At 63.7% G+C, this 24930-nt stretch carries 16 protein-coding genes and 3 pseudogenes; 6 read left to right on the forward strand and 13 right to left on the reverse strand.

Annotated features, from left to right (window positions below; genetic code table 11):
* Positions 1-17: 17 nt before the first annotated feature.
* From F8N82_RS09455 to F8N82_RS09465, 3 genes and pseudogenes are all read right to left on the reverse strand, one after another.
* Positions 18-740 (reverse strand): DUF4434 domain-containing protein, encoded by a 723-nt coding sequence (locus F8N82_RS09455; protein WP_080764729.1) that lies wholly within the window; start codon positions 738-740, stop codon positions 18-20.
* Positions 740-2410, reverse strand: a pseudogene (locus tag F8N82_RS09460) (NfrA family protein); the annotation flags it as partial. The pseudogene F8N82_RS09460 and the gene F8N82_RS09455, both read right to left, overlap by 1 nt.
* A gap of 306 nt (positions 2411-2716) precedes the next feature.
* Positions 2717-3601, reverse strand: coding sequence for a LysR substrate-binding domain-containing protein (locus tag F8N82_RS09465; RefSeq protein WP_191626726.1), 885 nt, complete (start codon positions 3599-3601; stop codon positions 2717-2719).
* Positions 3602-3699: 98 nt separating this feature from the next.
* Between F8N82_RS09465 and F8N82_RS09470 the strand changes: the two genes are divergently transcribed.
* The 3 genes from F8N82_RS09470 (at position 3700) to yiaY (ending at position 7090) form a co-directional block, all read left to right on the forward strand.
* Positions 3700-4128 carry a PACE efflux transporter gene (locus F8N82_RS09470; RefSeq protein WP_038995013.1) on the forward strand — a complete coding sequence of 143 codons (429 nt, stop codon included), beginning with the start codon at positions 3700-3702 and terminating at the stop codon, positions 4126-4128.
* Positions 4129-4307: 179 nt separating this feature from the next.
* Entirely contained in the window at positions 4308-5870 is a 1563-nt protein-coding gene (gene ilvA, locus F8N82_RS09475; RefSeq protein WP_052251451.1) for a threonine ammonia-lyase, biosynthetic, read from the forward strand.
* Positions 5871-5941: 71 nt separating this feature from the next.
* Complete coding sequence (gene yiaY, locus F8N82_RS09480; protein WP_038995014.1) at positions 5942-7090, forward strand: L-threonine dehydrogenase; 1149 nt, start codon at positions 5942-5944, stop codon at positions 7088-7090.
* Positions 7091-7152: 62 nt separating this feature from the next.
* On the opposite strand, the gene F8N82_RS09485 is transcribed toward yiaY, so the two are convergent.
* Positions 7153-8505, reverse strand: a complete 1353-nt coding sequence (locus tag F8N82_RS09485) for a GntP family permease (protein WP_038995015.1) — start codon at positions 8503-8505, stop codon at positions 7153-7155.
* 99 nt (positions 8506-8604) lie between these two features.
* Positions 8605-9144, reverse strand: a complete 540-nt coding sequence (locus F8N82_RS09490; RefSeq protein WP_038995016.1) for a gluconokinase — start codon at positions 9142-9144, stop codon at positions 8605-8607.
* A 206-nt stretch (positions 9145-9350) separates the two neighbouring features.
* Between F8N82_RS09490 and F8N82_RS09495 the strand changes: the two genes are divergently transcribed.
* From F8N82_RS09495 to F8N82_RS27570, 3 genes and pseudogenes are all read left to right on the forward strand, one after another.
* Positions 9351-10370, forward strand: a complete 1020-nt coding sequence (locus tag F8N82_RS09495) for a LacI family DNA-binding transcriptional regulator (protein WP_038995018.1) — start codon at positions 9351-9353, stop codon at positions 10368-10370.
* 165 nt (positions 10371-10535) lie between these two features.
* A pseudogene (locus F8N82_RS27565) lies at positions 10536-11252 on the forward strand (PAS domain-containing protein); the annotation flags it as partial.
* Between the two features lie 105 nt (positions 11253-11357).
* A pseudogene (locus F8N82_RS27570) lies at positions 11358-11789 on the forward strand (methyl-accepting chemotaxis protein); the annotation flags it as partial.
* Here F8N82_RS27570 and F8N82_RS09505 read toward each other — a convergent pair.
* The 8 genes from F8N82_RS09505 to F8N82_RS09540 form a co-directional block, all read right to left on the reverse strand.
* Positions 11764-15075, reverse strand: coding sequence for a transporter substrate-binding domain-containing protein (locus tag F8N82_RS09505; RefSeq protein ID WP_150776893.1), 3312 nt, complete (start codon positions 15073-15075; stop codon positions 11764-11766). The pseudogene F8N82_RS27570 and the gene F8N82_RS09505 sit on opposite strands and share 26 nt — an antisense overlap.
* Before the next feature lie 7 nt (positions 15076-15082).
* Entirely contained in the window at positions 15083-15697 is a 615-nt protein-coding gene (locus F8N82_RS09510; protein ID WP_095163273.1) for a response regulator, read from the reverse strand.
* Between the two features lie 226 nt (positions 15698-15923).
* Positions 15924-18170, reverse strand: a complete 2247-nt coding sequence (locus F8N82_RS09515; protein WP_038995024.1) for a TonB-dependent siderophore receptor — start codon at positions 18168-18170, stop codon at positions 15924-15926.
* Between the two features lie 183 nt (positions 18171-18353).
* A complete protein-coding gene (locus F8N82_RS09520) occupies positions 18354-21278 on the reverse strand; it encodes a TonB-dependent receptor (protein WP_038995026.1) in 2925 nt (974 codons plus the stop codon).
* A gap of 115 nt (positions 21279-21393) precedes the next feature.
* On the reverse strand, positions 21394-22338 hold the full coding sequence (locus tag F8N82_RS09525) for a FecR domain-containing protein (protein WP_038995027.1): 945 nt from the start codon (positions 22336-22338) through the stop codon (positions 21394-21396).
* On the reverse strand, positions 22335-22847 hold the full coding sequence (locus F8N82_RS09530; protein WP_038995028.1) for a sigma-70 family RNA polymerase sigma factor: 513 nt from the start codon (positions 22845-22847) through the stop codon (positions 22335-22337). Before F8N82_RS09530 ends, F8N82_RS09525 begins: the two co-directional genes overlap by 4 nt.
* Positions 22848-22990: 143 nt before the next feature.
* Complete coding sequence (locus F8N82_RS09535) at positions 22991-24436, reverse strand: curlin (protein ID WP_038995029.1); 1446 nt, start codon at positions 24434-24436, stop codon at positions 22991-22993.
* Positions 24437-24452: 16 nt separating this feature from the next.
* Complete coding sequence (locus F8N82_RS09540) at positions 24453-24923, reverse strand: curlin (protein ID WP_038995030.1); 471 nt, start codon at positions 24921-24923, stop codon at positions 24453-24455.
* Positions 24924-24930: the final 7 nt, after the last annotated feature.

Consider the following 24930-nt stretch of genomic DNA (forward strand, 5'->3'; position numbering starts at 1 on the left):
CGGCCCGGGCCATGGCCTTATCGTGGGACAAGGGGCGATCCTGCCGGGACGATACCGATGCTGTCGGGCAGCGCGTCCAGGTAACCCTGGCGTACCAGCGGTGCCAGGCGTGTGCTGCCGGCGCCATCCTGCCACCAGACCTGCAGCTTGAGGCTGGCCAGTTGCTCGAGCCAGCGGGCGTTGACTGCCGGGCTCAGGCGCCCGGTACTGAAGGCACTGATATGCAGCGGCGCATCGAGGCGGCGGTTGAAGGCTTGCAACTGGGTGTAAAGCGCCTGGCGGCGGTCGGCACTGTGAAAGTGCCCGTCGTCCAGCGTCATCGGCAGGTACCAGCCTGATACGGGCAGTTGCCACTGCTCGCGCACCTTGCGTTGCTGGGCCAGGGAATTGTCCAGCTGGGTTTGCCAGTAAGCCATCAGGCCGATGCCGTCCAGTTCGTCGATACGCTGGGAGTAGGCCGCGTCCATGTACAGCCCCAGCACCAGTTGCAGGCCTTGTTCGTGGGCCAGGCGCAGGCTGTTGGCCAGCCATCCCTGGGCGCCACCGAAGTCACTGTCGCCATAGGCGCTCCACTGCACGATCAGGGTCTTGCCTCCTTGGGCGACGCTGGCTTTCCACAGCGTGCGCCATTGTGCCTGGCTTACCTGCGCGTCGCGCTCCAGCGGTTGGTAGAACAAGTGTTGGTCAGCTGTTGCCGACAGGCTCAGGACGAACAGCAGTACAGCGATCAAGCGGCGCATCAGATGGTCAACTCCGCACCCAGCAACACGCCGTTGGCGTGTTCATAAAGATTGCCGCCCAGCGACTGCTGGTATTCGGCGCGTACTTTCAGCGAACCGCGGTAGGCGTTGTAGCGGTCGTCGTCGAACCACCATTGCCAACGCAGACCCAGCCCGGTGCGCAGGTCCTGACGCCATTGGTTGTCGGGCTGCTGGTTTGAGAACTCGAGAAAACCGTAGGGCATCAGCGTCTGTGGGACACTGCCGGACAGCTTCCAGGTGTGCCCGCGCTGGTAGCGCGACAGCCATTGGTGGTCACCGGCGCGGGTCCACCAGGCAGCGTCCAGGTACAGGAAGCGCTCGTCCCACTCATCTTCTTCAGCCCGCCAGTCGCTGCGCCATTTGCCCTGGTCGAGGAGCGAGTTGGTGGCGCGCAGCAGCAGGTCGTTGCTCGATTCGGCGTGACCGCGCAGGTCGGCATAGTTGTCGCCGCCCTTGCTCGGGCTGATCAGTTGGCCGAGGCTCAAGCCACCGTAGTGGGCGTCGTCGATCCGGCGCTGATGATAAAGCTCCGTGTACAGGTTGAGGTCACTGCTGCTGAACGGCTTGTAGCGCAGGCCGACACCGGTGCCCATGGTCTGCGCGTAGTCGTTGCGACCACTGGCGCCGAACAGCGCCCGGGCATAGACCGAGAAGGTGCGGGCGTTGCGACTCGGTTCGTCGCCCAGGGCGTGGTCCCACATCGCCAGTTGTACGTTCTGCGAGGCGCCACGGCCGTCCGCGCGGTTATCGCGCAAGGTGTTGTTGCTCGGCATCCCGGCAGGTGCCCAGGTACTGGACAGGGTGATGCTGTCGCGCCGTGACAAGCGTTCGTGGACCTGGCGCTGCTGGTACGTGCGCGCTTGCAGGCTGCCGAACACGTCGTCACCGTCGACCAGCGCCTGCTCGACATCCAGTGCCCGGCGCAGCTCCTTGCGCGCGGCGGCGCTGTTGGCCACTTCGTCGTAACGCCAGGCCAGGGTTTCGCCGAGGCGATAGTCCTCAGGGAAGGCCTGGGTGGCGCGTTCAAGGTAAGGGATCGAGCGGGCGCGGGTCGCTTCTTCCTCCGAGCGTGCCAGGCGCATGCCGTAGTCGGCGCCGTAGCGTGGCTGCTCCGGCGCCAGGCGTACGGCTTCGGCCAGCCAGGCGGTGCTCTGCTGCAGGTGGCGATTCTGCGCAGCGGTTACCGCCGCGGCGTAATAACGATCGGCGCGAGGTTGCAGCTTGAGGGCTTCGCGGTGGTAGTCCATGGCTTGGTCAACCTGGAACTCACGCTGGGCGATGGCGGCGCCTAGCGCCCAGTCATCGGCCGTTACCGGCGCGGCCTGCTTCCAATAGGTGTATGCCAGGTAAGCGTTGTCGGCATTCAGCGCACTGCGTGCGGCAGTCAGTCGAGCGTTGGCGGTCCACTCGTTGTCAGCCAGGGTTTTCCAGATCGCCAGGGCGGCAATAGAGTCGCCCGACGCTTCCAGGGCGTCGGCCAGCGGCAGGCGGCTGCCAGTATCGCCACGTGCTTCGGCGGCCTGGTAATAGATCACCGCCTCACCCGGGCGCTGGGGCATGGCGCAGCGGCCCAGGGCGCGTAACTGGCTGACGCTGGGGTTGGCCGGCGCTGCCTGGCGCAGGCGCTCGCACTCGCGGCTGTCAGCGAGGCTGGGCGCGGCGTAAAAGCACAGCAAGACACTGGCCAGTTGTATCGGCCTGCGCAGGTGCTGGTTGATAGCGTGATGACTGACCCGCTTAGGTAGCGCGGCATCGTCCTGATGCATGTCGAGAGCCGCGAGCATGAGCCGGGTCTCCTCCTTCTGCCAAGGGGCTGGGATAGGGGTGTTGCAAGCCGAGGGGCGCAGCAGGGTAATCAATTTGTGCGCGAGATTGAATGGATTTAATTCAGTTCGGCGCAAATACAGTGGATCTGTCTAGCCCGGCCCTGTGGAAGCTGGCTTGCCAGGGATTTCTCAACGCCTGAGCTGATGTTCCAGCCAATCGAGAAACGTGCGCACTGCAGGCTCGCGCTCACGGCCCGGCAACCACACCGCGCTGTACTGCGCCGCCGGCAAGCGCACGTCTTCGCGCCACGGTTGCAGCAAGCCCTGGCGCACGCTGTCGGCGACCAGCACGTTGCTGGCCAGCACCAGTCCATAGCCGGCAGCGGCCGCCTGCAGGGCATGGTGTTCATCGTCATAGTGATGAAAACGCGCCCGCAGCAACCAGTCTTCACACCCGGCCAATGCACACCAGCGGGCCCAGTCGATGACCACGCCACTGACCGAAGTCCACGGCACCTCAAGCAACGCCAGGGGCAGATTGGCAGGCGGTTCCTGCCAGCCGGGCGGGGTGTACACCGAGAAATGCTCGGCCAGCAACGGCAACCGCTGCAACGCCGGGTCGGGAGTGAATTCGGCCCGCAAGGCCAGGTCGAAACGGTGGTCGCGCTGCAGGTCGACCACGTCGCTGCCGGTCAGTACCCGTACCTGAATGTCAGCGTAGCGGCAATGGAAATCACCCAGTCGCGGAATCAGCCACGCGCTGGCAAAGGCTGCGGTGGTGGTCAGGGTCAGTTGCTGGCGATCGCAGGGCGGTTGCAACGCATCGACACTGCGTTGCAGGTTGGCCAGGCCCTGGTGCACCTGCAGGTACAGTTGCTCACCGGCGTCGCTGAGCCTGACCCCCTGCGTGCTGCGTTCAAACAGCAGCAGCCCCAGGTGCGACTCCAGGCGTTTGATCTGGTGCGAAACCGCCGCCGGGGTGACCGCCAGTTCCTCGCTGGCAGCCTTGAAGCCGCCCAGACGGGCCGCCGATTCGAAGGTGCGCAGGGCAGTCAGGGGCAGTTTGGCGAACACGGTGCTCAAGCCAATTGAGGGAGGCTCAATTTAGCTCAATTGAAGCGCCGCCTCAACGCGGCTAGGGTGGGGCTTCATTGACGTTCAGGGAGCCAGACATGCAAGGCAAGGCACGCAAGATCGTCCAGGCCATTCTCTACGAAACCATCGCCGTACTGTGCGTCGCGCCGGTCCTGTCCTGGGCCTTCGATGCCGGCATGGCCCATTCCACCGCGCTGTCGCTGATTCTCTCGGCGGTGGCCCTGGCCTGGAACATGTTCTACAACTGGGCATTCGAGTACTGGGAAGCCCGTCAGGCCCAGCGCCAGCGCACCCTGGGGCGGCGTTTTCTGCACGCCCTGGGTTTTGAAGGCGGGCTGGTGCTGATCCTCTTGCCGGTGGTTGCCGGCTGGCTGCAGATCAGCCTGTGGGCGGCGCTGGTGACCAACCTGGCACTGTTCGTGTTCTTCTTCGTCTATGCCTTGGTATTCCAGTGGGCGTTCGACCGGGTATTCGATGTGCCCGATTCTGCGCGTGAGCCTGCTTGACTTTGCCTGGGCGGCTGCGCTAGCTTCGCGGGTATGAACACATTCCTGCAGTCGCCTCAGCACAGCATTATTACCGCCATTATCGTTTTGGCGGGCTAGCTGGCACTTGCACCGAACCCGCCCTGGAGGCGGGTTCTTTCTCTCTCTCCTGGGCACTTTAAAAAAACCAGGAGTCACCGATGACCAGCCTTGCCGTTAGCCCCCGCACACCGTCCGCGCCGCTGAACCTGCTGTCTGACTACGTGCGCCGCATTCTTGCAGCGCCGGTGTACGACCTGGCGATCGAAACGCCCCTGCAAGCGGCGCCGGCGTTGTCGCGCAGCCTCGGCAACCAGGTGCTGCTCAAGCGTGAAGACCTGCAACCGACCTTTTCCTTCAAGATCCGCGGTGCCTATACCCGTCTCAGTCGCCTGAGCCCGGCCCAGCGCCAGCACGGGGTGATCACAGCGTCCGCTGGCAACCATGCCCAGGGGGTCGCCCTGGCCGCCCGCGAGCTGGGCATGCGCGCCACCATCGTGATGCCGACCACCACCCCGGAACTCAAGGTCGAGGGCGTGCGTTCGCGCGGTGGCCAGGTGGTGCTGCACGGCGAAAGCTTCCCCCACGCCCTGGCCCATGCCCTGAAACTGGCCGACAGCGAAGGCGCGACCTTCGTGCCGCCGTTCGACGACCCGGACGTGATCGCCGGCCAGGGCACGGTGGCCATGGAGATCCTGCGCCAGCAACCCGCAGAGCTGGATGCGATCTTCGTCCCGGTCGGTGGCGGCGGCTTGATCGCCGGCATCGCCGCCTATGTCAAATACCTGCGCCCCGAGGTCAAGGTCATCGGCGTCGAACCGCAGGATTCGAATTGCCTGCAAGCGGCCATGGCCGCCGGCGAGCGGGTGATACTGGCCCAGGTCGGCAGCTTTGCCGAAGGCGTGGCAGTGGCGCAGATCGGCGCCCATTGCTTTGAGCTGTGTCGCCACTATGTCGACGAGGTGATCACCGTCAGCAGTGATGAGCTGTGCGCGGCGATCAAGGACATCTACGACGACACCCGCTCGATCACCGAGCCCTCCGGCGCCCTGGCCGTGGCCGGGATCAAGAGGTACGTGGCCCGCGAAGGCGTGCAGGGCCAGACCCTAGTGGCCATTGACTCCGGTGCCAACGTCAACTTTGACCGCCTGCGCCATGTCGCCGAGCGCGCCGAACTTGGCGAGCAGCGCGAAGCGATCATCGCCGTGACCATCCCCGAGCAGCCGGGCAGTTTCCGCGCCTTTTGCCAGGCTCTGGGCAAGCGCCAGATCACCGAGTTCAACTATCGCTACTACCCGGGCAAGGAGGCGCGGTTGTTCGTTGGCGTGCAGACCCACCCGCAGACCGACCCGCGCGACAAGCTCCTGGCCAGCCTGCGCGAGCAGGGCTATACGGTGCTCGACCTGACTGACAACGAACTGGCCAAGGCGCACGTGCGCCATACCGTCGGCGGGCATGCCGGGCCGGGAGCGGACGAGCGCGTACTGCGTTTCGAGTTCCCCGAGCGCCCAGGGGCTTTGCTGGGCTTTCTCGAACGCCTGGGCAAGCGCTGGAACATCAGCCTGTTCCACTACCGCAACCACGGCGCTGCCGAGGCGCGGGTGTTTGCCGCCCTGGAAGTGCCGCAGGACGAGCAGCCAGGCCTGCCGGCAGCGCTGGACGCCATGGGCTACCGCTACTGGGACGAAAGCGACAACCCGGCCTACCGGCTGTTCCTCGGCTGACTCAGATCAACACGGGGCAGGGCAGACAGGCGGATCCTCAAGGCAAAGGAACATTGCATGAGGATCTCGCCATGAGCAGCACGTTTTTCATCCCCGCCGTCAACATCATGGGCATCGATTGCCTCGAAGAAGCGATGGCTGCCATTGCCGGGTACGGCCTGCGCAAGGCCTTGATCGTCACTGACGCAGGCCTGGCCAAGGCCGGGATTGCCGAGCGCATTGCCGAAATGCTGGCGATGCGCGATATCGACTCGGCGATCTTCGATGGCGCCAAACCCAACCCGAGCATCGCCAATGTCGAGCAGGGCCTGGCGCTGTTGCAGCGCGAGCGTTGCGACTGCGTGATCTCCCTGGGCGGCGGCTCGCCCCATGACTGCGCCAAGGGCATTGCCCTGTGCGCCACCAACGGCGGGCACATCCGTGATTATGAAGGGGTGGACCAGTCGGCCAAGCCGCAGTTGCCGTTGATTGCCATCAACACCACCGCCGGCACCGCCAGCGAAATGACCCGCTTCTGCATCATCACCGACGAAGCGCGCCACGTGAAAATGGCCATCGTCGATCGCAACGTCACGCCGTTGCTGTCGGTCAACGACCCGGCGCTGATGGTCGGCATGCCCAAGGGCCTGACCGCGGCCACCGGCATGGACGCCCTGACCCACGCCATCGAAGCCTACGTTTCCACTGCCGCCACGCCGATCACCGACGCCTGCGCGATCAAGGCCATCGAGCTGATCAGCGACAACCTGCGCCAGGCCGTGGCCGACGGCAGCGACCTCAAGGCCCGGGAGAACATGGCTTACGCCCAGTTCCTCGCCGGCATGGCCTTCAACAATGCCTCGCTGGGGTACGTGCATGCCATGGCCCACCAGTTGGGCGGTTTCTATGACTTGCCCCATGGTGTGTGCAACGCGGTGCTGCTGGCGCATGTGCAGCGTTTCAACGCCAGCGTCAGTGCCGCACGCCTGCGCGATGTAGCCAAGGCCATGGGTGTGGAGGTTGCTGGCCTGAGCGCCGAGCAGGGCAGTGATGCGGCGCTGGCCGCGATCGAGAACCTGTCGCGGGCCATTGATATCCCGGCGGGGTTGGCGGTGCTGGGAGCCAAGGAGGCGGATATTCCAACCCTGGCCAGCAATGCCCTGAAGGATGCCTGCGGGCTGACCAACCCGCGGGTGGCCAGTCAGGCGGAAATCGAGGCGATCTTTAAAGCAGCCTTTTGACCGCATCGCGGGGCAAGCCCCCTCCTACACTGTAGGAGCGGGCTTGCCCCGCGATGAGGCCCTCAAACCACCAACGACAACAGCATGATAAAGATGATCCCGACCACCGACAGGATGGTCTCCATCATGCTCCAGGTCTTGAAGGTTTCGGCCACGGTCATGTTGAAGTACTGTTTCACCAGCCAGAAGCCGGCATCGTTGACGTGCGACAGAATCAACGAACCCGCGCCAGTCGCCAGCACCAGCAGTTCGCGGTTGACCCCCGGCATCATGCCGATCACCGGCGCGACGATCCCGGCGCCGGTGATGGTCGCCACCGTCGCCGAACCCGTCGCGATACGAATCACCGCCGCCACCAGCCAGGCCAGCATGATCGGCGAGATCTCGGCCTGCACCGCCATCTGCCCGATCACATTACCCACGCCGGTATCCACCAGCATCTGCTTGAAGCCGCCGCCGGCACCGACGATGAGGATGATGGCCGCCGTGGGCGCCAGGCTCTGGTCGAGCAGCTTCATGATCTGCTGGCGGGAAAACCCGCGCGCCGCGCCAAAGGTGTAGAACGCCAGGAGCAACGCCGCGAGCAGGGCGCTGATCGGGTGGCCGATCAGGTCCATCCACTGGCGCACGATATGCTCGGCCGGCAGTACCACGTCGGCGAAGGTTTTCAGCAGCATCAGGAACACCGGCAGCAGCACGGTGATCAGGGTGATGCTGAAGCTGGGCAGGTTCTGCTGGTCGGACTCGCGGGCGATCTGGTCCATCAGCTCCTTGTTCGGATTACCCGGGATGTACTTGGAGATGAAGTTGCCGTAAAGGGGACCTGCGATGATTGCTGTCGGCAGGGCCACGATCAGCCCGTAGAAGATGGTCTTGCCGATGTCGGCATTGAAGATGCCGATCGCCAGCAGCGGCCCCGGGTGCGGCGGCACCAGGCCATGGACCACCGACAAGCCGGCCAGCAGCGGAATGCCGATCTTGATCAGCGACACCCCGGAACGCCGGGCGACGATGAACACCAATGGAATCAGCAAGACGAAGCCGATTTCGAAGAACAGCGGAATGCCGACCAGGAAAGCGGCAAACATCATTGCCCAATGCACCTTCTGCTTGCCGAAGGCGCGGATTAGCGTCTGGGCGATCTGGTCGGCGCCGCCGGAGTCGGCCATCAGCTTGCCGAGCATGGTGCCCAGGGCCAGGACGATGCCGACAAATCCGAGTACGCCGCCAAAACCGTCCTGGAACGATTTCATCACCTTGGCTACCGGCATGCCCGAGGTCAGGCCGAGAAAACCGGCCGCCAGGGTCAGGGCGACAAAAGGGTGGACTTTGAAGTGGGTGATCAGCAGCACCAGGCCGATGATGGTGACCACCGCATCGAGCAGCAGGTAGGTATCAGTTGCCAAACCAAACATGGTTCAGTGCCTCGTATTGTCATTTTTGTGGGCGGAACTATTACAGCGTTTACGGGTCGAGACAGCGCTATCTTGGGTGAGCCGACAAAACAGCCAGGGTCAGGCCGTTCGCGCCAGCAGCGGTTCACCGCAGGGCTTTAGCCACTGGTCTACCTCGATGGCGAGTTTGTCTACCGCCAGGGTGGCGTCCAGGGGCAGGGTCAGCGGCTCGCCATTGGGGCGTTCAAGGGCGGCGAACTGGCTGTCGATCAGGCTGGCGGGCATGAAGTGGCCAGGCCGGGCGAGCACGCGGCGGCTGGCTTCTTCGGGGGTGAGATCGAGAAACACGAAGCCCAGGTCCGGTACGGCGTGGCGCAGGGCATCGCGGTAGCGCTTTTTCAGGGCGGAGCAGGTGAGGATGGGCCGTTCGCCGGCCTTCAGGCACGCTTGCAGTTCCTCGCCCAGGCGAATCAGCCAACCGGCACGGTCGTCGTCGTCCAGGGGGATGCCGGCACTCATTTTCTGGATATTGGCAGCGGGGTGGAAGTCGTCGCCTTCGATCAGGCGACCGCCGCTCAAGCCTGCAATGGCAGCACCGACGTAGCTCTTGCCACAGCCAGCGACGCCCATGACCACAATCGCGGATAGGGGTGGGTTCATCGGTACCTCCTGCGGGGCAAGATAGCGCTATCTTGAAGCGAGACGGCTAACGTCTCGGGCGCTTCCCACCCAGATGTTATTGATCTTGTAAAAGCAGTCTGGATGCTCATTCCGGGCCTCATGCAGTTTTGCATTGCCTGTGGTCTGAGACAGCGCTACCTTAGTGCCCGTTCCCCATTCTTTGCAAGTCGAAAATAAAATCCCTCATGACCCGCATCGGCTCTCGTACTACCGGTCGTCCCACTCTGGCTGAAGTGGCCAGGCTTTCCGGGGTTTCCCCGATTACCGCTTCCCGGGCATTGCGCGGGATCAGCACGGTTGCCCCGCAGCTGGTGGAAAAAGTCCAGGTGGCCGCCGCGAGCCTAGGCTATGTGGCCAACCCGGCAGCGCGGGCGCTGGCGTCAAAGCAAAGTCAGTCGATCGTGGTGTTGATTCCGTCGCTGTCCAACCACCTGTTCATCGATACCCTCGAAGCCATCCACGAGGTCATGCGCCCCCGTGGCCTTGAGGTGCTGATCGGTAACTATCACTACGATATCGCCGAAGAAGAGAACCTGATCCGCAACTACCTGGCTTACCAGCCGCGCGGCATCCTGCTCACCGGGTTTGATCGCAGCGACGCGGCCAAGCAGCTGCTGGCGGCCAGTGGCGTGCCGTGTGTGCACATGATGGAGCTGGGGGGTGAAGCCCAGGCCATGTCGGTGGGCTTCTCCCAGCAGGAGGCGGGCAGGGCGGCCGCCCGGCATCTGCTGGAGCGCGGCTGCAAACGCCCGGGCTTTATCGCCGCGCAGCTCGACCCGCGGGTGATGCAGCGCGCCGAAGGCTTTCGCCAGGCCCTGGCCGAAGTCGGCCTGGATGCCCAGGCGCCGGAACTGCTGGCGCCGCAGCCATCGTCGATCGGCCTGGGCGGCGAGCTGTTTGCCCAGTTGCTGGGCCGCCACCCCGATGTCGATGGCATCTTCTTCTGCAACGACGACCTGGCCCAGGGGGCGATACTCGAAGCCTTGCGCCAGGGCATCAAGGTACCGCAGCAGGTGGCCATGGTCGGTTTCAACGATTTGCCTGCCTCGGCGCACATGGTCCCGCGCCTGACCTCGATCCGCACCCCGCGTGCGGCGATCGGCCGGTGCGCCGCGCAGGCGCTATTGGGCTTGCTTGACGGCAAGCGCGGACAGCAGCAATGCCAGGATCTGGGCTTTGAGCTGATGGTTCGCGAAAGCAGCTGAAACCGCCAGTCGGCGGGCGTTACGCAGTGATATCAGAGTGCTTGCACGGCGCCAATCGCCATCTATGCTCAGCAAATCCCGAGCATGGAGTGTTGCAAAATGTTTGATTTGCATCGTAAGTCCGATCTGGCTGAAATCGAGCGTTGCACCCAGGCCCTGGGCCAAATGACTGCCAGGTTGGCCGCCATCAGCCGCTCGATGGCGATGATCGAGTTCAGCCCCGACGGCATCATCCTCGACGCCAACGAAAACTTCTGCACGGCCATGGGCTACGGCGTCGAAGAGATTCGCGGCAAACACCACCGCATGTTCTGCGCACAAGCCTTCAGCAAAAGCGAGGACTACCGCCAGCTCTGGCGTGATCTGGGCCGTGGTGAACCGCGCAGCGGCACCTTTGCCCGGGTCGACAAGCAGGGTCGCGAAGTCTGGCTCGAGGCCAGCTACATGCCGGTGTTCGGTGCCCAGCAGCAGGTCACCAGCGTGATCAAGGTCGCTGCCGATATCACCCAGCGGGTGCAGCACGAGCACGAGACCGAAAGCCTGATCAATGCCATCAGCCGCTCTATGGCCATGATCGAGTTCACCCCCGATGGCAAGGTCATCGAAGCCAACCAGAACTTCCTCAACACCATGCACTACCGCCTCGACGAGGTAGTGGGCAAGCATCACAGCCTGTTCTGCCACAAGAGCGAGAGCGAGTCTGCGGCCTACAAGGCTTTTTGGGCCTCGCTCAACCGTGGCGAGTACCATTCCCACCGTTTCGAACGGGTCAACAAGCTGGGGCAGATGGTCTATCTGGAGGCATCCTACAACCCGATCTTCGACACCAGCGGGCGCCTGTACAAAGTGGTCAAGTTCGCCAGCGACATCACTCAGCAGGTCAGCACCCAGCAGACCGCCGCTGAATCGGCCCACGCCACCTCGGTACAGAACGACGCCTGCGCCCGCAAAGGCTCGCAGGTGGTGCAGCAAACCGTGCAGGTGATCGAGGAAATTTCCCAGGACCTCAATGCCGCCGCGCGCAGCATCGATGCGGTGAGCAAACAGTCGGAGCTGATCGGGCAGATCGTTCAGACCATCCGCAGCATCGCCGACCAGACCAACCTGCTGGCGCTCAATGCCGCCATCGAAGCGGCCCGGGCCGGCGAGCACGGGCGCGGCTTTGCGGTAGTCGCCGATGAGGTGCGCAACCTGGCGGCGCGCACCAGCAAGGCCACCCTTGAGATTGTCGAGGTGGTACGGCAGAACCATGACCTGTCGTTGACCGCCGTGGCCAGCATGCAGTCGAGCCTGAGCCGCACCGGCCTTGGCGTGGAACTGGCCAATGAAGCCGGCGAAGTGATCCTGGAGATCCAGCAGGGCTCGCAGCACGTGGTCGATGCGATCAGCCAGATCAACTCGACCTTGCAGTTGCACTGACCCGCTGGTTGAGCTGCCCGTCGAGGGCCTGCAGGCTCAGTTCCAGGGCTTTGGCCAGTGCCTGCAGCTGCTCGCTGCCGGCATCGCCGACGCAGGCTTGCTCAAGTGCTTCGCAGCGTTGCACCACGCCACGGGCCTTGAGCATCTTGGCCCCGCCCTTGATGCGATGGGCCAAGGCCCGCAAGGCATCGCGCGCAGGGGCCGGGCCCAGGGCGCGCAGGGCCTTGAGGTCGTCACCGTTGCTTTGCGCAAGTTCGCGTAGCAGGCGTTCAACCAGTTGCGGATCGCCCAGGGTCAGGTGCTTGAGGTTGTCGACATCGAAGCCGCTGGCATGCGCCTCTGGCTCAGGGGTTGGTACGGGCGGTGATGCCGGGCTGGCAATACCGATCAGATGCCGGCGCAATTCATTGAGGCCGATCGGCTTGAACAGGCAATCGTTCATGCCGCTGGCCAGGCAGCGTTCGCGCTCCTCGACTTGGGCATTGGCGGTGAGGCCGAGGATCAGGCAGGGCTGGCGCTGTTGCTGTTGTTCCTCGTTGCGCAGACGCCGCGCCAGCTGGTGGCCGTCCATGCCGGGCATGTGGCAATCGGTGATGACCACATCGAAATGACCTTGCAGCCACAGCACCAGTGCCGCCTGGCCGTCGCCGGCCTGGCTGACCTGGTGTCCGAGCACATTCAACTGGCGCTCAAGCAGCATCAGGTTGGCCGGATAGTCATCCACCACCAGAATGTGCAACGCGGTGGTGGCTGGAGGTTGCTCGATAACCGGCTGGGGGGCGTGCGGCAGCGAGGCCAACGGTAACTGCAATTCGATATCGACCCGGGTGCCGCGGCCCACGCTGCTGGTCAGGCTCAGGCGGCCGCCCATCAGTTCGCACAAGGTGCGGCTGATCACCAGGCCCAGGCCGGCGCCCTGGCGCGCCGGTTGCTCGCCGACCTGGGCGAAGTGTTGGAACAACCGCGCCTGGTCGTGCGCGCTGATGCCGATACCGCTGTCTTCCACGCTCAACAGTACCCGTCGCAGTTGCCCGGGCTGCTGCGGGCCATAGCGCAGGGTCACGCTGACCTGGCCTTGCTCGGTGAACTTCAGCGCATTGCCGAGCAGGTTCGAGAGCACTTGCTTGAGCCGCAACGGGTCGACCATGACGCACTCGCCGATGGCTTGCAGGTCGGTCTGCAAGGCCAGGCCCTTGAGCCGCGCATTGCCCTCGAACACCCGCACTGTGGCGGCGGCCAGGGTGGTCAGGTTGGTGGCTTCGGCGTTCAGTTGCATGTGCCCGGACTCGATGCGGGCGATGTCGAGAATGTCGCCGATCAGCGCCAGCAGGCCGTTGGCCGAGTCGAACGCCACCTGCAACGAAGCGCGGTCGGCGCGGCCCTGTTCGGCGTCCCGGACGGCAAGTTCAAGCAGGCCGATCACGGCGTTCATCGGCGTGCGGATCTCATGGCTCATGGTCGCCAGGAAGGTGCTTTTGGCGCGGCTGGCATCGTCGGCCTGGTCCTTGGCCAGGCGCAGCTCTTCGAGCAGGCGCCTGCTGAACCCCAGCTCATGCTGCAGCGCTTGTTGGGCGTCACTGCGCTGGCGGATCAGGTTGCGCAGGTAGCGGTTCCAGAACACCACGGCGGCGATCAGCAGGCTGGCAACGATGAGGATCTGCAAGATCAGCGAACGGTAGTTGTACCAGGGGTTATCGCTGATCAGCGCGTTGGTACGCCAGCGGTTGGTCAGTTGCGCCAGCTCATCCGGCGGGATGCTCAGCAGTGCCTTGTCGATGATGGCGTGCAACTCTGTCGCCTGCAGTGGCGTGGCAAACGAGGCCGTAATTGGCTGGTCGCCAAACAGTGAGACGATACGCAACCGGTCCTTGAACAGGCGGCTGATGAAGTAGGCGGCATTGATGTGCGAGCTCAGCACCAGGTCGGCCTGCTTTTGCGTCAATGCCTCCATCAACGCCAGGGGATCGTCGACCTCGACCAGGGTCAGCGCGGGGTAACGTTCCAGCAACTCAGCCTTCAAGGGTGAATCGCGGATCAACGCCAGGCGTTTGCCATCCAGTTGCTCCGGCTGTTGCCCGTCGTCGCTGTCGATTCGGCTGACCAGCACCCAGCGGTTGACCAGGTAGGGCCGGGTGAAATTGACCAGCTTGGCGCGTTCGGGGCTGTAGACCAGCGCCCCGGCCAGGTCGGCTTTACCTTGCTGCAGCAACGCGATCGCAGCGGCCCCGGCATCCGCTTCGATGAACTCGAACTTGAGTCCTGTGCGCAGGCTGATCTGCTCCAGCACATCGACGGTTATGCCACGAACCTGTTGCTGGTGGTCGTAGAAGTTCAAAGGCGCGAAGTATTTGTTGACCAGCACCCGGATGACCGGGTGCTGTTTGATCCAGCGGCGCTCCTCTTCGCTCAGGGTCAAGGCGCCGCGATCGAGCAGCATGCTGGTGCTGCCGCTGCTCCAGCGGCGCAGAATGTTCAGTCGCTCGGTTTCACTGGTGACGGCCAGCGACTGGTTGAGCAGGCGCAACAACCGGTCATTGCCTCGGGCCAGCGCGAAGGCGAAGGTCTCGCGCTCGTGTTGGACGAAGTGCGAGATCTGCACGCTTTCCTGGAAGCTCTTGCCAATCAGGTAATCACTGCTGATGGCATCGCCCAGAAAGGCGTCGGCCTGGGCCAGCGAGACGGCCGACAAGCCGGCCATGGTCGAGGAGTACAGTTGCAGGTGGGCCTTGGGGAACAGGTGCTGGACCTCTGCATCCGGCAGGTAATGGTCGACCATTGCCAGGCGCAGCCCATCCAGATCATCGTCGACGGTGCGGGTCTTGCCCTGGGACGTGACGATGACCGGCAGATCATCGGCATAGGGCTGGCTCAGGACCAGTTGGGCGTCGGCGGCTTCAAAGCCGTTGGAGCTGCCGAGCAGGTCGATGGCCCCGGCGTGCAGGGCGGTGATCGCTGCTTTACGGCTGCTGTAGCGTCGAACTTCAACGGGGATGTTCAACAGTTCGCTGATCAGGCCAGCGTAGTCAGCGGTCAGCCCTTCATACTCGCGCTGGCTGACATTAATATCGAACGGCGGGTAATCCGGGCTTGAAGTGCCCAGGCGCAGCACGGCTTTGTCTTTCAGCCAGCGCCTGTCATCCGCCGTCAGGGCGACGCCTTCGCCGCCAACGCGTGAACGCGCCAGCAACTCCCGGGGCTCGCCAGGTTCAACGGCCATGGCGTTGTTGGCCGCCAACGCTGACAGGCAGCTCAGCACCAGGGCCAGCAGAACGGGGGGGAGGGTCATTGGCGGCTCACATCACATGGTTGCGATTAGCCAGACCCATGAGGTCGACGAATGATCCTACCTGTAACTTCTCCATGATCCGGCTTTTGTAGGTACTGATGGTCTTGGGGCTTAGCAGCATGCGCGTGCCGATATCATTATTGGACAGGCCGGCCGCAAGCATGCGCAGCACTTCCATCTCCCGGTGGGAAAGGGCGGCCAGGCGTTGTTCCTCATTGCCCAGCGGGCCGCGATTGGCCGACATGTCGGGGAAGGTCGAATAGCCCTTGACCATGGCTTTCAAGGCGAAAATCAACGCCTCCAGGTCTTCGTCCTTGTGCACGAAGGCCGAACTGCCGGCATCCAGGCAGCGACGGGCGAACAAACCGGCCGGTTGGCCGGTGAGGACCATGATTTTCGGAGTGTTTTCCAGCAGGTGCAGGCGTTTGATCACGCTCAGGCCATCGAGGCCGGGCAGACCGATATCGAGGATGACCACATCGGGGCGCAACTCGCGGGCCAGCTGTACGGCCGCGACGCCGTCACCGGTTTCACCCAGCACCTCGTAGCGCTCGCGCTCGAGCAGCATGCGCACCGCAAGGCGAATCGTGGGGTGATCATCGACGATCAGTACCGTTGGCATTGGCACAACTCCTTGACGAAGAGGGTAAGCCGTTTCCTGAATCATTCAGGAAGGCGAATCGGGCCGGAGCCGGCGAGTCGCCAACGATACGTCGAATCAGGTTGCAAAAGTATGGGAAGTATAGAAGCGTTGAAAATTGTGGTGTGGATTGTCGAAAATTCCTACTCACCCAAGTAAAGATCTGCAGGGAGTGGGAGCGGATAAATCCGCTCCCACTCCCACTCCATCAGAACGACGTCGTAAACGAGGCGAAGTACGCCCGGCCTGCTTCGTTGTAGGTCAGGGCCCCGGCTTCATCCGAGTTGCCCTCGCGGTACAGGCGCTTGTCGAACAGGTTGTTCACGCCCACGCGCATGCTCAGGTTCTTGGTGAACTCGTAGCCACCGCTGATGCCGACAATGCCATAGGGGTCGACGTCCTTCTGTACCTTCTTGTCCAGGCTTTCATTGGCCCGGGCGTTGTAGGTCGGCGCTTCCTGCTTGCCGTAGTAGGTGCCGTTGAGCTGGAACGAGAGCTTGTCGGTGACATTCCAGTCCAGGGTCGAGTTGACCGTGTACTCGGGGATGATGCTCAGCGGCTCGCCGGTTTTCTTGTCCTTGGACTCGATCATGTAGGTGAAGTTGGTATTCCAGTCCAGCGCCGGGGTGAGCTCGACGAACAGGTTGCCCTCGACCCCTTGCACCACGGCCTTGCCGGTGTTTTCCCAGCGCAGGATGCGGCGGCCGTCGGGCAGGCGGAACAAGGTCTGGTTGCCAGCCTCGATCTTGTTCTTGTAGTCGTTGCGAAAGTAGGTGGCACTGGTGCGCCAGGTGCCCTTGTCGTAGGCCAGGCCCAGCTCCTTGTTGACGCTGGTTTCCGGGTCGAGGTTGGCATTGCCCAGCAGGTAGCAGCCGCCATTGTTGACTTCGCTGGAGTTGCAGCCTGTACCCCGGCTGTACAGCAGGTAGTTGGGGTTGGCCTGGTACAGGTTCGGGGTCTTGTAGGCGCGGGCGATACCGCCCTTGATGCTCAGCGCTTCGGTGATCTGGTGCGAGGCGTTCAGGCTCGGGCTCCAGTTACTGCCGAAGTCTTCATGATGGTCGTAGCGCAGGCCCGGGGTGACGATGGTGTTTTCGCCCACTTCGATGTTGTCCTCGGCATACAGGGCAAAGCTGCGCGCAGTGGATTTGGTCTGGGTGCGGTCGAAGCCCGGCAGTTCGGCGCCCGGGTCGTAACTTTGCGGGCGCAGCGAGCCCGGGTCGTTGAGCGATTCATACAGGTACTCGCCACCCAGGGTCAGCACTTGCTCCAGGCCCATGCTCAGCGGCAGGTTGACCTCGCCAGTGGCACGGGTGTTGCGCAGGCGCGACTCGAAACGCCCGGCACTGCCCGATGGCGCGCCTTCACCCCAGCCGGCCAGGCCTTCATTGAGGCGGCCGTTGCGGGTCAGGTCGTAGGACAGCGACGCAGTGGAGGTACCCCAGTCGTAGTCGCCGCGGTGGGTCACGGCAAAGCTTGAGCGCTGCATGACGTTGGTTTCCTTGCCCACCTGGCTTTCGACGAATTCGCCGCCGGCGTTGAGCATGGTGTCGCCGGCGAAGATATTGCCCTGGCGGCTGTAGCTCGACTCAAGGTCGACGGTGTTGGCCGGGTCGATTTTCCAGCTCAGTAGGCCGTTGATGTCCTTGTTGCGTACACCTTCGCGACCGGCCATCAAGGATTCGGCGTAGGCCTGGTGCGCCGAGTTGATCTTCATGTCGTCGGCGTCGGTCTTGTTCAGGTTGCCGTACACGCGAAAGATCAGGCTGTCGGTGAGCGGCCCGCTCAAGCTGAAGTTGACCCGTTTGCCGGTGCCTTCGGAGTCGTCCTCGGGGAGCATGGTGTACAGGGTCATCGAGCCGCGCAGGTCCTGGGTCGGGCGCTTGGTGATGATATTGACCACACCGCCCATGGCGCCGGAACCGTAACGGGCTGCCGCCGGGCCGCGAAGGATCTCGATGCGTTCGACTTCCTCGGCCGGGACCCAGTTGGTTTCGCCACGGGTGTCACGGTCGCCGCTCCAGCCGTAGCGCACGGCGTTGCGCGAGGTGGACGGCTTGCCGTCGATGAGGATCAGGGTGTTTTCCGGGCCCATGCCGCGCAGGTCGATCTGGCGGTTGTTGCCGCGGGCGCCGCTGCTGCTGTTGCCGGTGAGGTTGACCCCGGGCTCGCGGCGGATGATGTCGGAAAGGTCGTTGACCGGTGGGCGCTTCTTGATGTCTTCAGCGGTGATGATCGACACCCCGGGAGCCTGCTTGAGCTCTTCTTCGGCGGTACCCAGCACCCGAGTGTTTTCCAGCTGGATTGCCTGCCGGCTGCCGTCCACTGGCAGGTCGCTGGGCTGCACCTGAACTTCGTCCGCTGGTTGCTCCAGCGGGGCCGCGGCAATAGCCGAGGAACCCAGGGCAGCCAGCAAGGCAATGCTTATGCGGCTGAGGTTGAAGCGCGACACCATGTCAGATTTCTCCTGAAGCAAAGGGTGAACGGGCTGGACGGAAGGGCCAGGGCCGCTCGGGAGTCGAGAATGATAAGAATTACCATTCGCGTGTAAACCCTTCAGAAGAAAAATAAAATATTAACGAAGCAGGGCGGTAAAACCCTGCTACACCGCGTGCGCCAGATTACTGGCCAAAGGCCTTTAGAACTGTAGGGATGCTGCCAGGCTTGAGGTACGGCCTGGCGCCGGCATCATGCTTTGCGACATCGGGTCCAGGTAGTACTGGTCGGTGAAGTTGTAAACATTGAAACTGACCTTGAGTTCGTCGCTGACCTGGTAGTCGGCGAAGAAGTCGTAGATGCGCGCTTGCAGGTAGTGCTGCTGTGGCGTGGTGGTGCCCACGTGCCAGCTTCTATCCAGCACGTACATCGGCCCGCTGGTGTAGCGCATGCGGATGCCGCTGGCCAGTTTCTGCTCGAAGGCCTTGGCCCCCAGCACCAGGTTGACGCTGTAGCGCGGCGGGTTCTGGGTATTGGTGTAGGAACCCTGGAAGCCGCCGGTGGTGCAGTCCGGCGTCTCACTCTTGCCGCCGTCGCGCAGGGCCTGGGCAAAGGCGCGGTCGCAGGTTTCGGCCTTGATGTTGTAGACATACGACGCGTCGGCGAACCACCAGGCGCTGTCGTAGTGGGTTTGCAACTCGACGCCCTGGGTGGTGAAGCTGTCGACGTTGCGGATCTTCAGCTCGCCATTGAAACCGGGGCGGCCCTTGGGGTTGTAGCGGTAGTTGCGGGTGACCATGTCGTCGATGGTGTTGTGAAAGTACGCCAGCTTGATCCCGGCCTGGTCGTTGTCCAGCAGCAGGTTGGCACCCTTGAGCGAAGCACCCACTTCGAAGGTTTTCATCCGCTCCGCACGCAGGGCGTAGTTGGGTTCTGCCGACCAGCTGCCCAGGGTGGTCTCGAACAGCGAGGGCATGCGCATGCCCTGGTTGTACAGGGCATAGGCTAAGACGCTGGGGGTGAAGGCATAGCTGACGCTGTAGGCCGGGGCGAAGCCGTGACCGGACAGTTCGGCGTTGTCGGCAAAACCGGCAAACTCCGCGTTCCACCACGGCTCGTCCGGCCCGGCTCCGGCCGGCGCGGCGTACAGCGCCTGACGGTTGCGGTCGTAGATGCGGTAACCGCTGTAGCGGCCACCGGCGGTGAAAGTCAGCTGCGGGATCGGTTTGTATTCCAGTGCAGTGCTGAGGCTGTATTCGTGACGGTAGCCGTTGCGTTCGATGCGGTTGTTTTCCAGGTCGTCCTGCCACGGCTTGCGGGTCGGGTCGATGGTTTCATACAGGTACGCGGCGCCATAGGTCAGGGCGTAGTCGCCGCTGGCGGTATTGAAGCGGCTGGTGTTGCTGATGTCTGTACCGACCTTGAGGTTGCTCAGGTCGGACTTGAGCGATTGGCGGTAGCGCTCGCTTTGCTCATCCTGGTAACCCTGGCCCCGTTGCGGCGCGGTAAAGCCGACGTTGTTGTACATGATGCTGCGCCCGAAGGTTGCCCAGACATGGCCGTTGAGGTCGATGTAGCGCGCCAGGCTGTCTTCCTCGGGCCGCCATTTGAACTCGCTGGTGAGGGTGTGCAGTTTCATGTTGCCGGGCTTGAACTGGATCATCTGGTTGGCGTCGGTGTAGTCGTAGACCGGGTCGAGGGTCTCGCGCACAAAACAGCCGGTGCTGTCCCACCGGTTGTCGCCATCGGGCACCGGGGCATCGATGGCCGAGCACTGCTGGTAGTACTCGGGGTTGGCGCGCATCCAGAATGCTTCGTCGTAGCGGTCGATGTCCTTCTTGAAGTCGCCCAGTGGCCAGGTCATCGACGGCCCGGTTCGGCCGATCTGCGAGGGCATGATTTCGCCGAAGCTTGAATCCATGTAGCGGTAGCCCAGGCCCAGTTCCAGGCCGTTGTCGCGGTACAGGGTACCCTTGAGCATGAAGGATTTGTTGTGGGTACTGGAGTTGAGCACCTCTTCGCCGGGCCAGTAGTTGCGCGCCACGGTGTTGGCATCGACCAGGGCGCCGCCGCTGATTACCGAGGTGTCGTAGCGCGAGTAGCCGTGCTTGCCGGCGAAGTAGTTGTTGTTGCGCCGCTCGGCGTAGGCGGCGACCACGTCGAAGGCTTCATCCTTGTGGGCGAAGGCCAGGCTGCGCGACCAGTCATGCGCGTGCAGCAGGTCGTTGCGATCCGTGCGTGGGCGCACCCGGTAGTCGCTGGGAACGTCGGCGCTGCTGTTGTCTGCCAGCGAGCCACGCAGGCGCCAGCCAGTGGTCTCGCCGGGCTTGAGGATGTCGTCGACGGTCAGGGTCTGCATCTCCACCGAGCCGCCGATGGCACCCGACGCCCCAGCGTCCAGGCTCGGGCCCTTGTTGACGGTGACGCTGCTGATCAGGTCCGGGTCGATGTAGGCGCGCTGGGCGGTGCCGGCGTAACCTCGGTAAACGTCCAGTGACTGCTGGCTACCGTCGACCTTGACCGGCACCCGGCCCTGGCCCTGGATGCCGCGTATGTTCACTTCGATACCGCCACCGTTGCGCCCGTCGGAGGTCTGTACACCGGCGATGCCAGCGAGCATGTCGGCATTGGAGCGGCCGCGAAAACGCTCCAGTTGTTCCAGGTTACGGGTTTCCACCGAACGCGGTACGCCGTAGTCCTTGAGCCCGTCATCGTCTGCCTGGCCCTTGACCCGGGTGGCGCCGAGTTCCAGGGCATCGCTGGCCTGCGCGGCCCTTTCGATCAGCACCCGGCCGTCGTCGCTGAAGTACGCGCTCAGGCCGCTGCCGGCCAGCAGTTTGCTCAGGGCCTGGGCAGGCGAGTAATGGCCCTGCAGGCCCAGCGACGGCTTGCCTGCGGTCAGGCGGGCATCCACCGACAGCAGCAGACCGGCGCTGGCGGCAAACTGGGTCAGGGCCTGGTCGAGGTTGCCGGCGGGAATCTGGTACAGGCGTTGTTCCTGGCGGACAGGTTCGGCCTGGGCAGGCATGGCCAGGCTGCAGCAGGCGGCGCTGAGCAGAGCGCCGAACAATCCGGTGCGGATCGCCGTGCTCAGGGGGGACGGGCAGGGGGGCGGCAGGTTCGGCATCCCGAAGGCTCCTTTGAGAATGCGTATTGGTTAGCTTTGATGACTAACCCGAACGAGCGCCGAAAACCTGCAAAGGCCTGCGCAATTTATTTTGCGAAAAGAGGATTTCAGGAGGTCAGCGCGCCTTGACGGTCACCCAGTAGCGGCTCAGGTAGTGCACCTGAATCGGCAGGCTGTCTTGCAGGGCAGCGAGGGTGCGGTCGCTGTCGGTGAGAGCGAAAACACCGGTAATCGGCAGGCCGGCGATTGCCGGTTCACAGCGAATGACACCGCGCCGATGCCGGCTCAGTTCATCGAGAAAGCGCCCCAGCGGCTGGCGCTCGGCAATCAGCCGACCGTGCTCCCAGGCGATGCTGTTGCTGTCGGCCGCATGCTGCGGGCCGCAGCCCTGCCGGTTGAACCACAGGCCGTGGCCCGCCTTGAGCAACTGCTGATTGCCAGCCTTGGGGCGAATCATCAAGGCGCCTTCGAACAGCTCGATGCGGCTGCCACCCGCCAGCTCGCGCACGGCAAAGCGGGTGCCCAGGGCCTGCACTTCACCGGCTGCAGTCTCGACCTTGAGCGGCCTTGGGTCCTTGGCGCTGCTCAGCAGCAGTTCGCCCTCAAGCAGGCGGATGCGCCGCTCGTGCGCGTTGAACTGGATGTTGACGCTGCTGCGGCTGTTGAGCAGCAACTGGCTGCCATCGGCCAGTTGCAGGCGGCGCACTTCGCCGGGGGCGGTGCGCTGATCGGCCATCGCCTCGCGCCAGGGCAGGTGGCGCTGGCCCAGGTAGCCACTGCCGCCCACCAGCAGCAGGACGCACAGCTGCCTGAGCAGGCTGCGTCGGCTCTGGCGTTCTTCGAGCACGCTGCGGGCGGTTTGCGCGGGCACCGCAGCGAGGGTCTGCTGCAGGGTTTGCAGGCGTTGCCAGGCGCGTTGGTGCTCGGTATCTGCCGCTTGCCAGGTGGCAAAGGCCAGGCGTTGTTGTGCATCCAGCGGGCCGTCCCAGTGCAGCATCAGCCAGTGGCTGGCTTGCTCGACAATCGCCGCGTCGATCGGTGCATCGCTTGCCTGGCTCATTCGCTGTAGAGCACCTGATAGCAGGCCTGGATGGCGCGGATCATGTACTTCTGCACGGAGCTTACGGTCACCCCGAGGCGCTCGGCGATGTCGGCGTAGCCCAGGCCCTCGAAGCGCGACAGCAGAAAGGCGCTGCGCACCTTGGCCGGCATGCTGTCGAGCATCTGGTCGATCTGTTGCAGGGTCTGCAGGATCATCGCGCGGGTTTCCAGCGAGGGCGTCTGCGGTTCGTCCAGGTGGGCGATGCTGGCCAGGTAAGCCTGCTCGATACGTTGCCGGCGCCACTGGTCGATCACCAGGTTGCGCGCCAGTTGCACCAGGTAGCTGCGGCCCTCGTTGTGACCGGGCAGGCGGCCGCTGACCAGCAGGCGCAGGAAGGTGTCGTGGGCAATGTCGGCGGCGCGCTCGCGATCGCCCAGGCGCTTGCGCAGCCAGGCCTGCAACCAGCCGTGGTGATCGCGATAAAGGCCATGGAGCTGTTGCTGAGGGGCGGGGGAGGTAGGGGGCACCCGAAGATCCTGAAACATGAAAGATGCAGTTGCGAATTGTTCGCATTATAAGGCTAAAAAAAGAACCGTGACCAGCCTGGCGGTGAGTCACGGTCAAGGGGGGAGAAAGAGGTGGCCTTATCGCGGGTCAAGCCCGCGATGCTTTACTGCTGCAACACTGTCGCCTGGTTACCCGCACCAAACTGCTGGATGGTCGCGGTCATGCTCGCGCCGCTCTGGTCAACCATCGCCTGGTTGGCCAAGCCGCCCTGGGTCACGTAGGCGACGTTGACGCCGTCGGTTTGTTTGATGGTCGCCTGGTTGTTGTCGCCATACAGTTGCCAGGTGTAGCTTTGGTTGCCGCTGCCTGACTGCTCGACCTTGACGCTGTTGCCCGCGCCGCTGCTCACGCCGGCGGCGTAGTTGGCGGTACCGCGCTGGTCGGCGATCAGCAGGTTGTCGCTGCCGTTCTGTTCGAAGTACAGCTCGTTGTTGTTGTCGACCTGGGTCAGTTCGGCGCTGTTGCCGCTGCCGTTCTGGTTCAGGCGCGCGAGCTGGGCGCTGCCATCCTGGGTCAGGTTGGCGCTGTTGCCCGTGCCGTTCTGGTTGACCTCGGCGCGCTGGGCACTGCCGAACTGGCCACCGAGCTTGTCGCCTTTCCAGTTGCTGGCAAGGATCTTGTTGCCAGTGCCGGTGGAGGTCACCGTCAGTACATGGCTGTCGCCTTCCTGGTAGGTGTAGGCGAGGTTGCCCTGGCCGTGCTGGAACAGCGAGGTGGTCGACTGCAGCGATTCGTACTGGTCGGCATAGCTGGCATTGAGGCTGCCGACCTGGATGATGCTGGCAAGGTTACCCTCACCGAAACTCTGATCGACCACGCTTTCGTTGGTCTGCCCGTTCTGGCTGACCGTGGCCTGGCTGGCGAGCTGGGTGTCCTGCCAGACTTCGCTGGAGTTGGCGCTGCCGGCCTGGTTGATAGTGATGCTGCCGTCCTGGCCTTCGCGCTGGTCGCCATAGGCCCAGTTGTCATCGCCGGCCTGGTAGATGCCGATCTGGCCGTTGTTGTAGTTCAGGTGCTCGGCGGCGCTGTAGTTGCCGCTACCGGCCTGGATGCTCAGGGCGTTGTTGCCGCCACCACTGTACAACTGTTCGACGAAGGCGCTGTTGTTGTCGCCGAACTGCAGGGTGATGCCCTGGCTGCCGGCCTGGCTGTCCTGATAGACGAACGAGAAGTTGGCGCTGCCTTCCTGGTTCTGCTGGGCGGTGTTTTCCACGCCCAGCGACTGGCTGGCGTGGGTGTTGTTCAGGGCCCCGGCGTTCTGCTGGTTGATCTGGCTGGCGAACTCGAACAACTGTTCGGCGTAGCCGGCGTTGTAGTCGCCGGCGCCGCTTTGCTGGATCTGGCTGTTGCCGCCTTCCTGCTTGGCGGCGTGGTTGTTGCCCAGGCCCAGTTGGTTCTGCGTGGTGGTACTTTGCGGCGCGGCGATCTGCTTGACCTCGGCGATGTTCTCGGTACCGAACTGGTTCTGGGTCGACTGGCTGTCGTCAGCCATGGCCTGGCCGGCCACGGCCAGGACAATGGCGGCGCTTAAGGGAGCGAGCTTGAACATGGTGGTGCCTCCAGGTTTAACGGTATTGGTTGACCTGCACGCGCTGACCGTTGCCGGCCTGGATCACCGAGCTTGAAAGCCCGCTGCCGGCCTGTTCGATGCTGGCGCTGTTGCTGTTGCCGTATTGCTCGATCTGCGCGCGGTTGTTGCTGCCGCTCTGGCTGATCGAGGCGCTGTTGCCATAGCCCTGCTGGCTGATCGAAGCCATCAGGTCGTTGCCTTGTTGCAGGATGAACGCCTCCTGCGCGCCGCCTTGCTGGACAATGCGCCCGAGCAGGGCCTGGCCGTCCTGGCCGATGGCCGCGCGGTTGTTCTGGCCGTTCTGCTCGATCAGCGCCTGCTGGCCGCTCGACGGCGCCAGGGGTTGCATCGACATCTCGCCAAGATCGCTGCCCATGGCCAGGTCAGCGTTATCCATCAGGTCGTCGGCCAGGGCGGCCTGACCGCTCAGGGTCAGGCAAAGCAGCAAGGTGGTCAGGCGCGCCATGGTCGTT

This window comes from Pseudomonas fluorescens (assembly GCF_902497775.2).
Classification (GTDB): Bacteria; Pseudomonadota; Gammaproteobacteria; order Pseudomonadales; family Pseudomonadaceae; genus Aquipseudomonas; species Aquipseudomonas putida_F.

Bases quoted from the DNA above. Each gene is read 5' to 3' on its own strand.
- F8N82_RS09510 (WP_095163273.1), bottom strand. From the start codon at position 15,697: ATGCCAACGGTACTGATCGTCGATGATCACCCCACGATTCGCCTTGCG.
- ilvA (WP_052251451.1), top strand. From the start codon at position 4,308: ATGACCAGCCTTGCCGTTAGCCCCCGCACACCGTCCGCGCCGCTGAAC.
- F8N82_RS09520 (WP_038995026.1), bottom strand. From the start codon at position 21,278: ATGCCGAACCTGCCGCCCCCCTGCCCGTCCCCCCTGAGCACGGCGATC.
- F8N82_RS09515 (WP_038995024.1), bottom strand. From the start codon at position 18,170: ATGGTGTCGCGCTTCAACCTCAGCCGCATAAGCATTGCCTTGCTGGCT.
- F8N82_RS09525 (WP_038995027.1), bottom strand. From the start codon at position 22,338: ATGAGCCAGGCAAGCGATGCACCGATCGACGCGGCGATTGTCGAGCAA.
- yiaY (WP_038995014.1), top strand. From the start codon at position 5,942: ATGAGCAGCACGTTTTTCATCCCCGCCGTCAACATCATGGGCATCGAT.
- F8N82_RS09505 (WP_150776893.1), bottom strand. From the start codon at position 15,075: ATGACCCTCCCCCCCGTTCTGCTGGCCCTGGTGCTGAGCTGCCTGTCA.
- F8N82_RS09495 (WP_038995018.1), top strand. From the start codon at position 9,351: ATGACCCGCATCGGCTCTCGTACTACCGGTCGTCCCACTCTGGCTGAA.
- F8N82_RS09540 (WP_038995030.1), bottom strand. From the start codon at position 24,923: ATGGCGCGCCTGACCACCTTGCTGCTTTGCCTGACCCTGAGCGGTCAG.
- F8N82_RS09470 (WP_038995013.1), top strand. From the start codon at position 3,700: ATGCAAGGCAAGGCACGCAAGATCGTCCAGGCCATTCTCTACGAAACC.
- F8N82_RS09490 (WP_038995016.1), bottom strand. From the start codon at position 9,144: ATGAACCCACCCCTATCCGCGATTGTGGTCATGGGCGTCGCTGGCTGT.
- F8N82_RS09485 (WP_038995015.1), bottom strand. From the start codon at position 8,505: ATGTTTGGTTTGGCAACTGATACCTACCTGCTGCTCGATGCGGTGGTC.
- F8N82_RS09535 (WP_038995029.1), bottom strand. From the start codon at position 24,436: ATGTTCAAGCTCGCTCCCTTAAGCGCCGCCATTGTCCTGGCCGTGGCC.
- F8N82_RS09455 (WP_080764729.1), bottom strand. From the start codon at position 740: ATGCGCCGCTTGATCGCTGTACTGCTGTTCGTCCTGAGCCTGTCGGCA.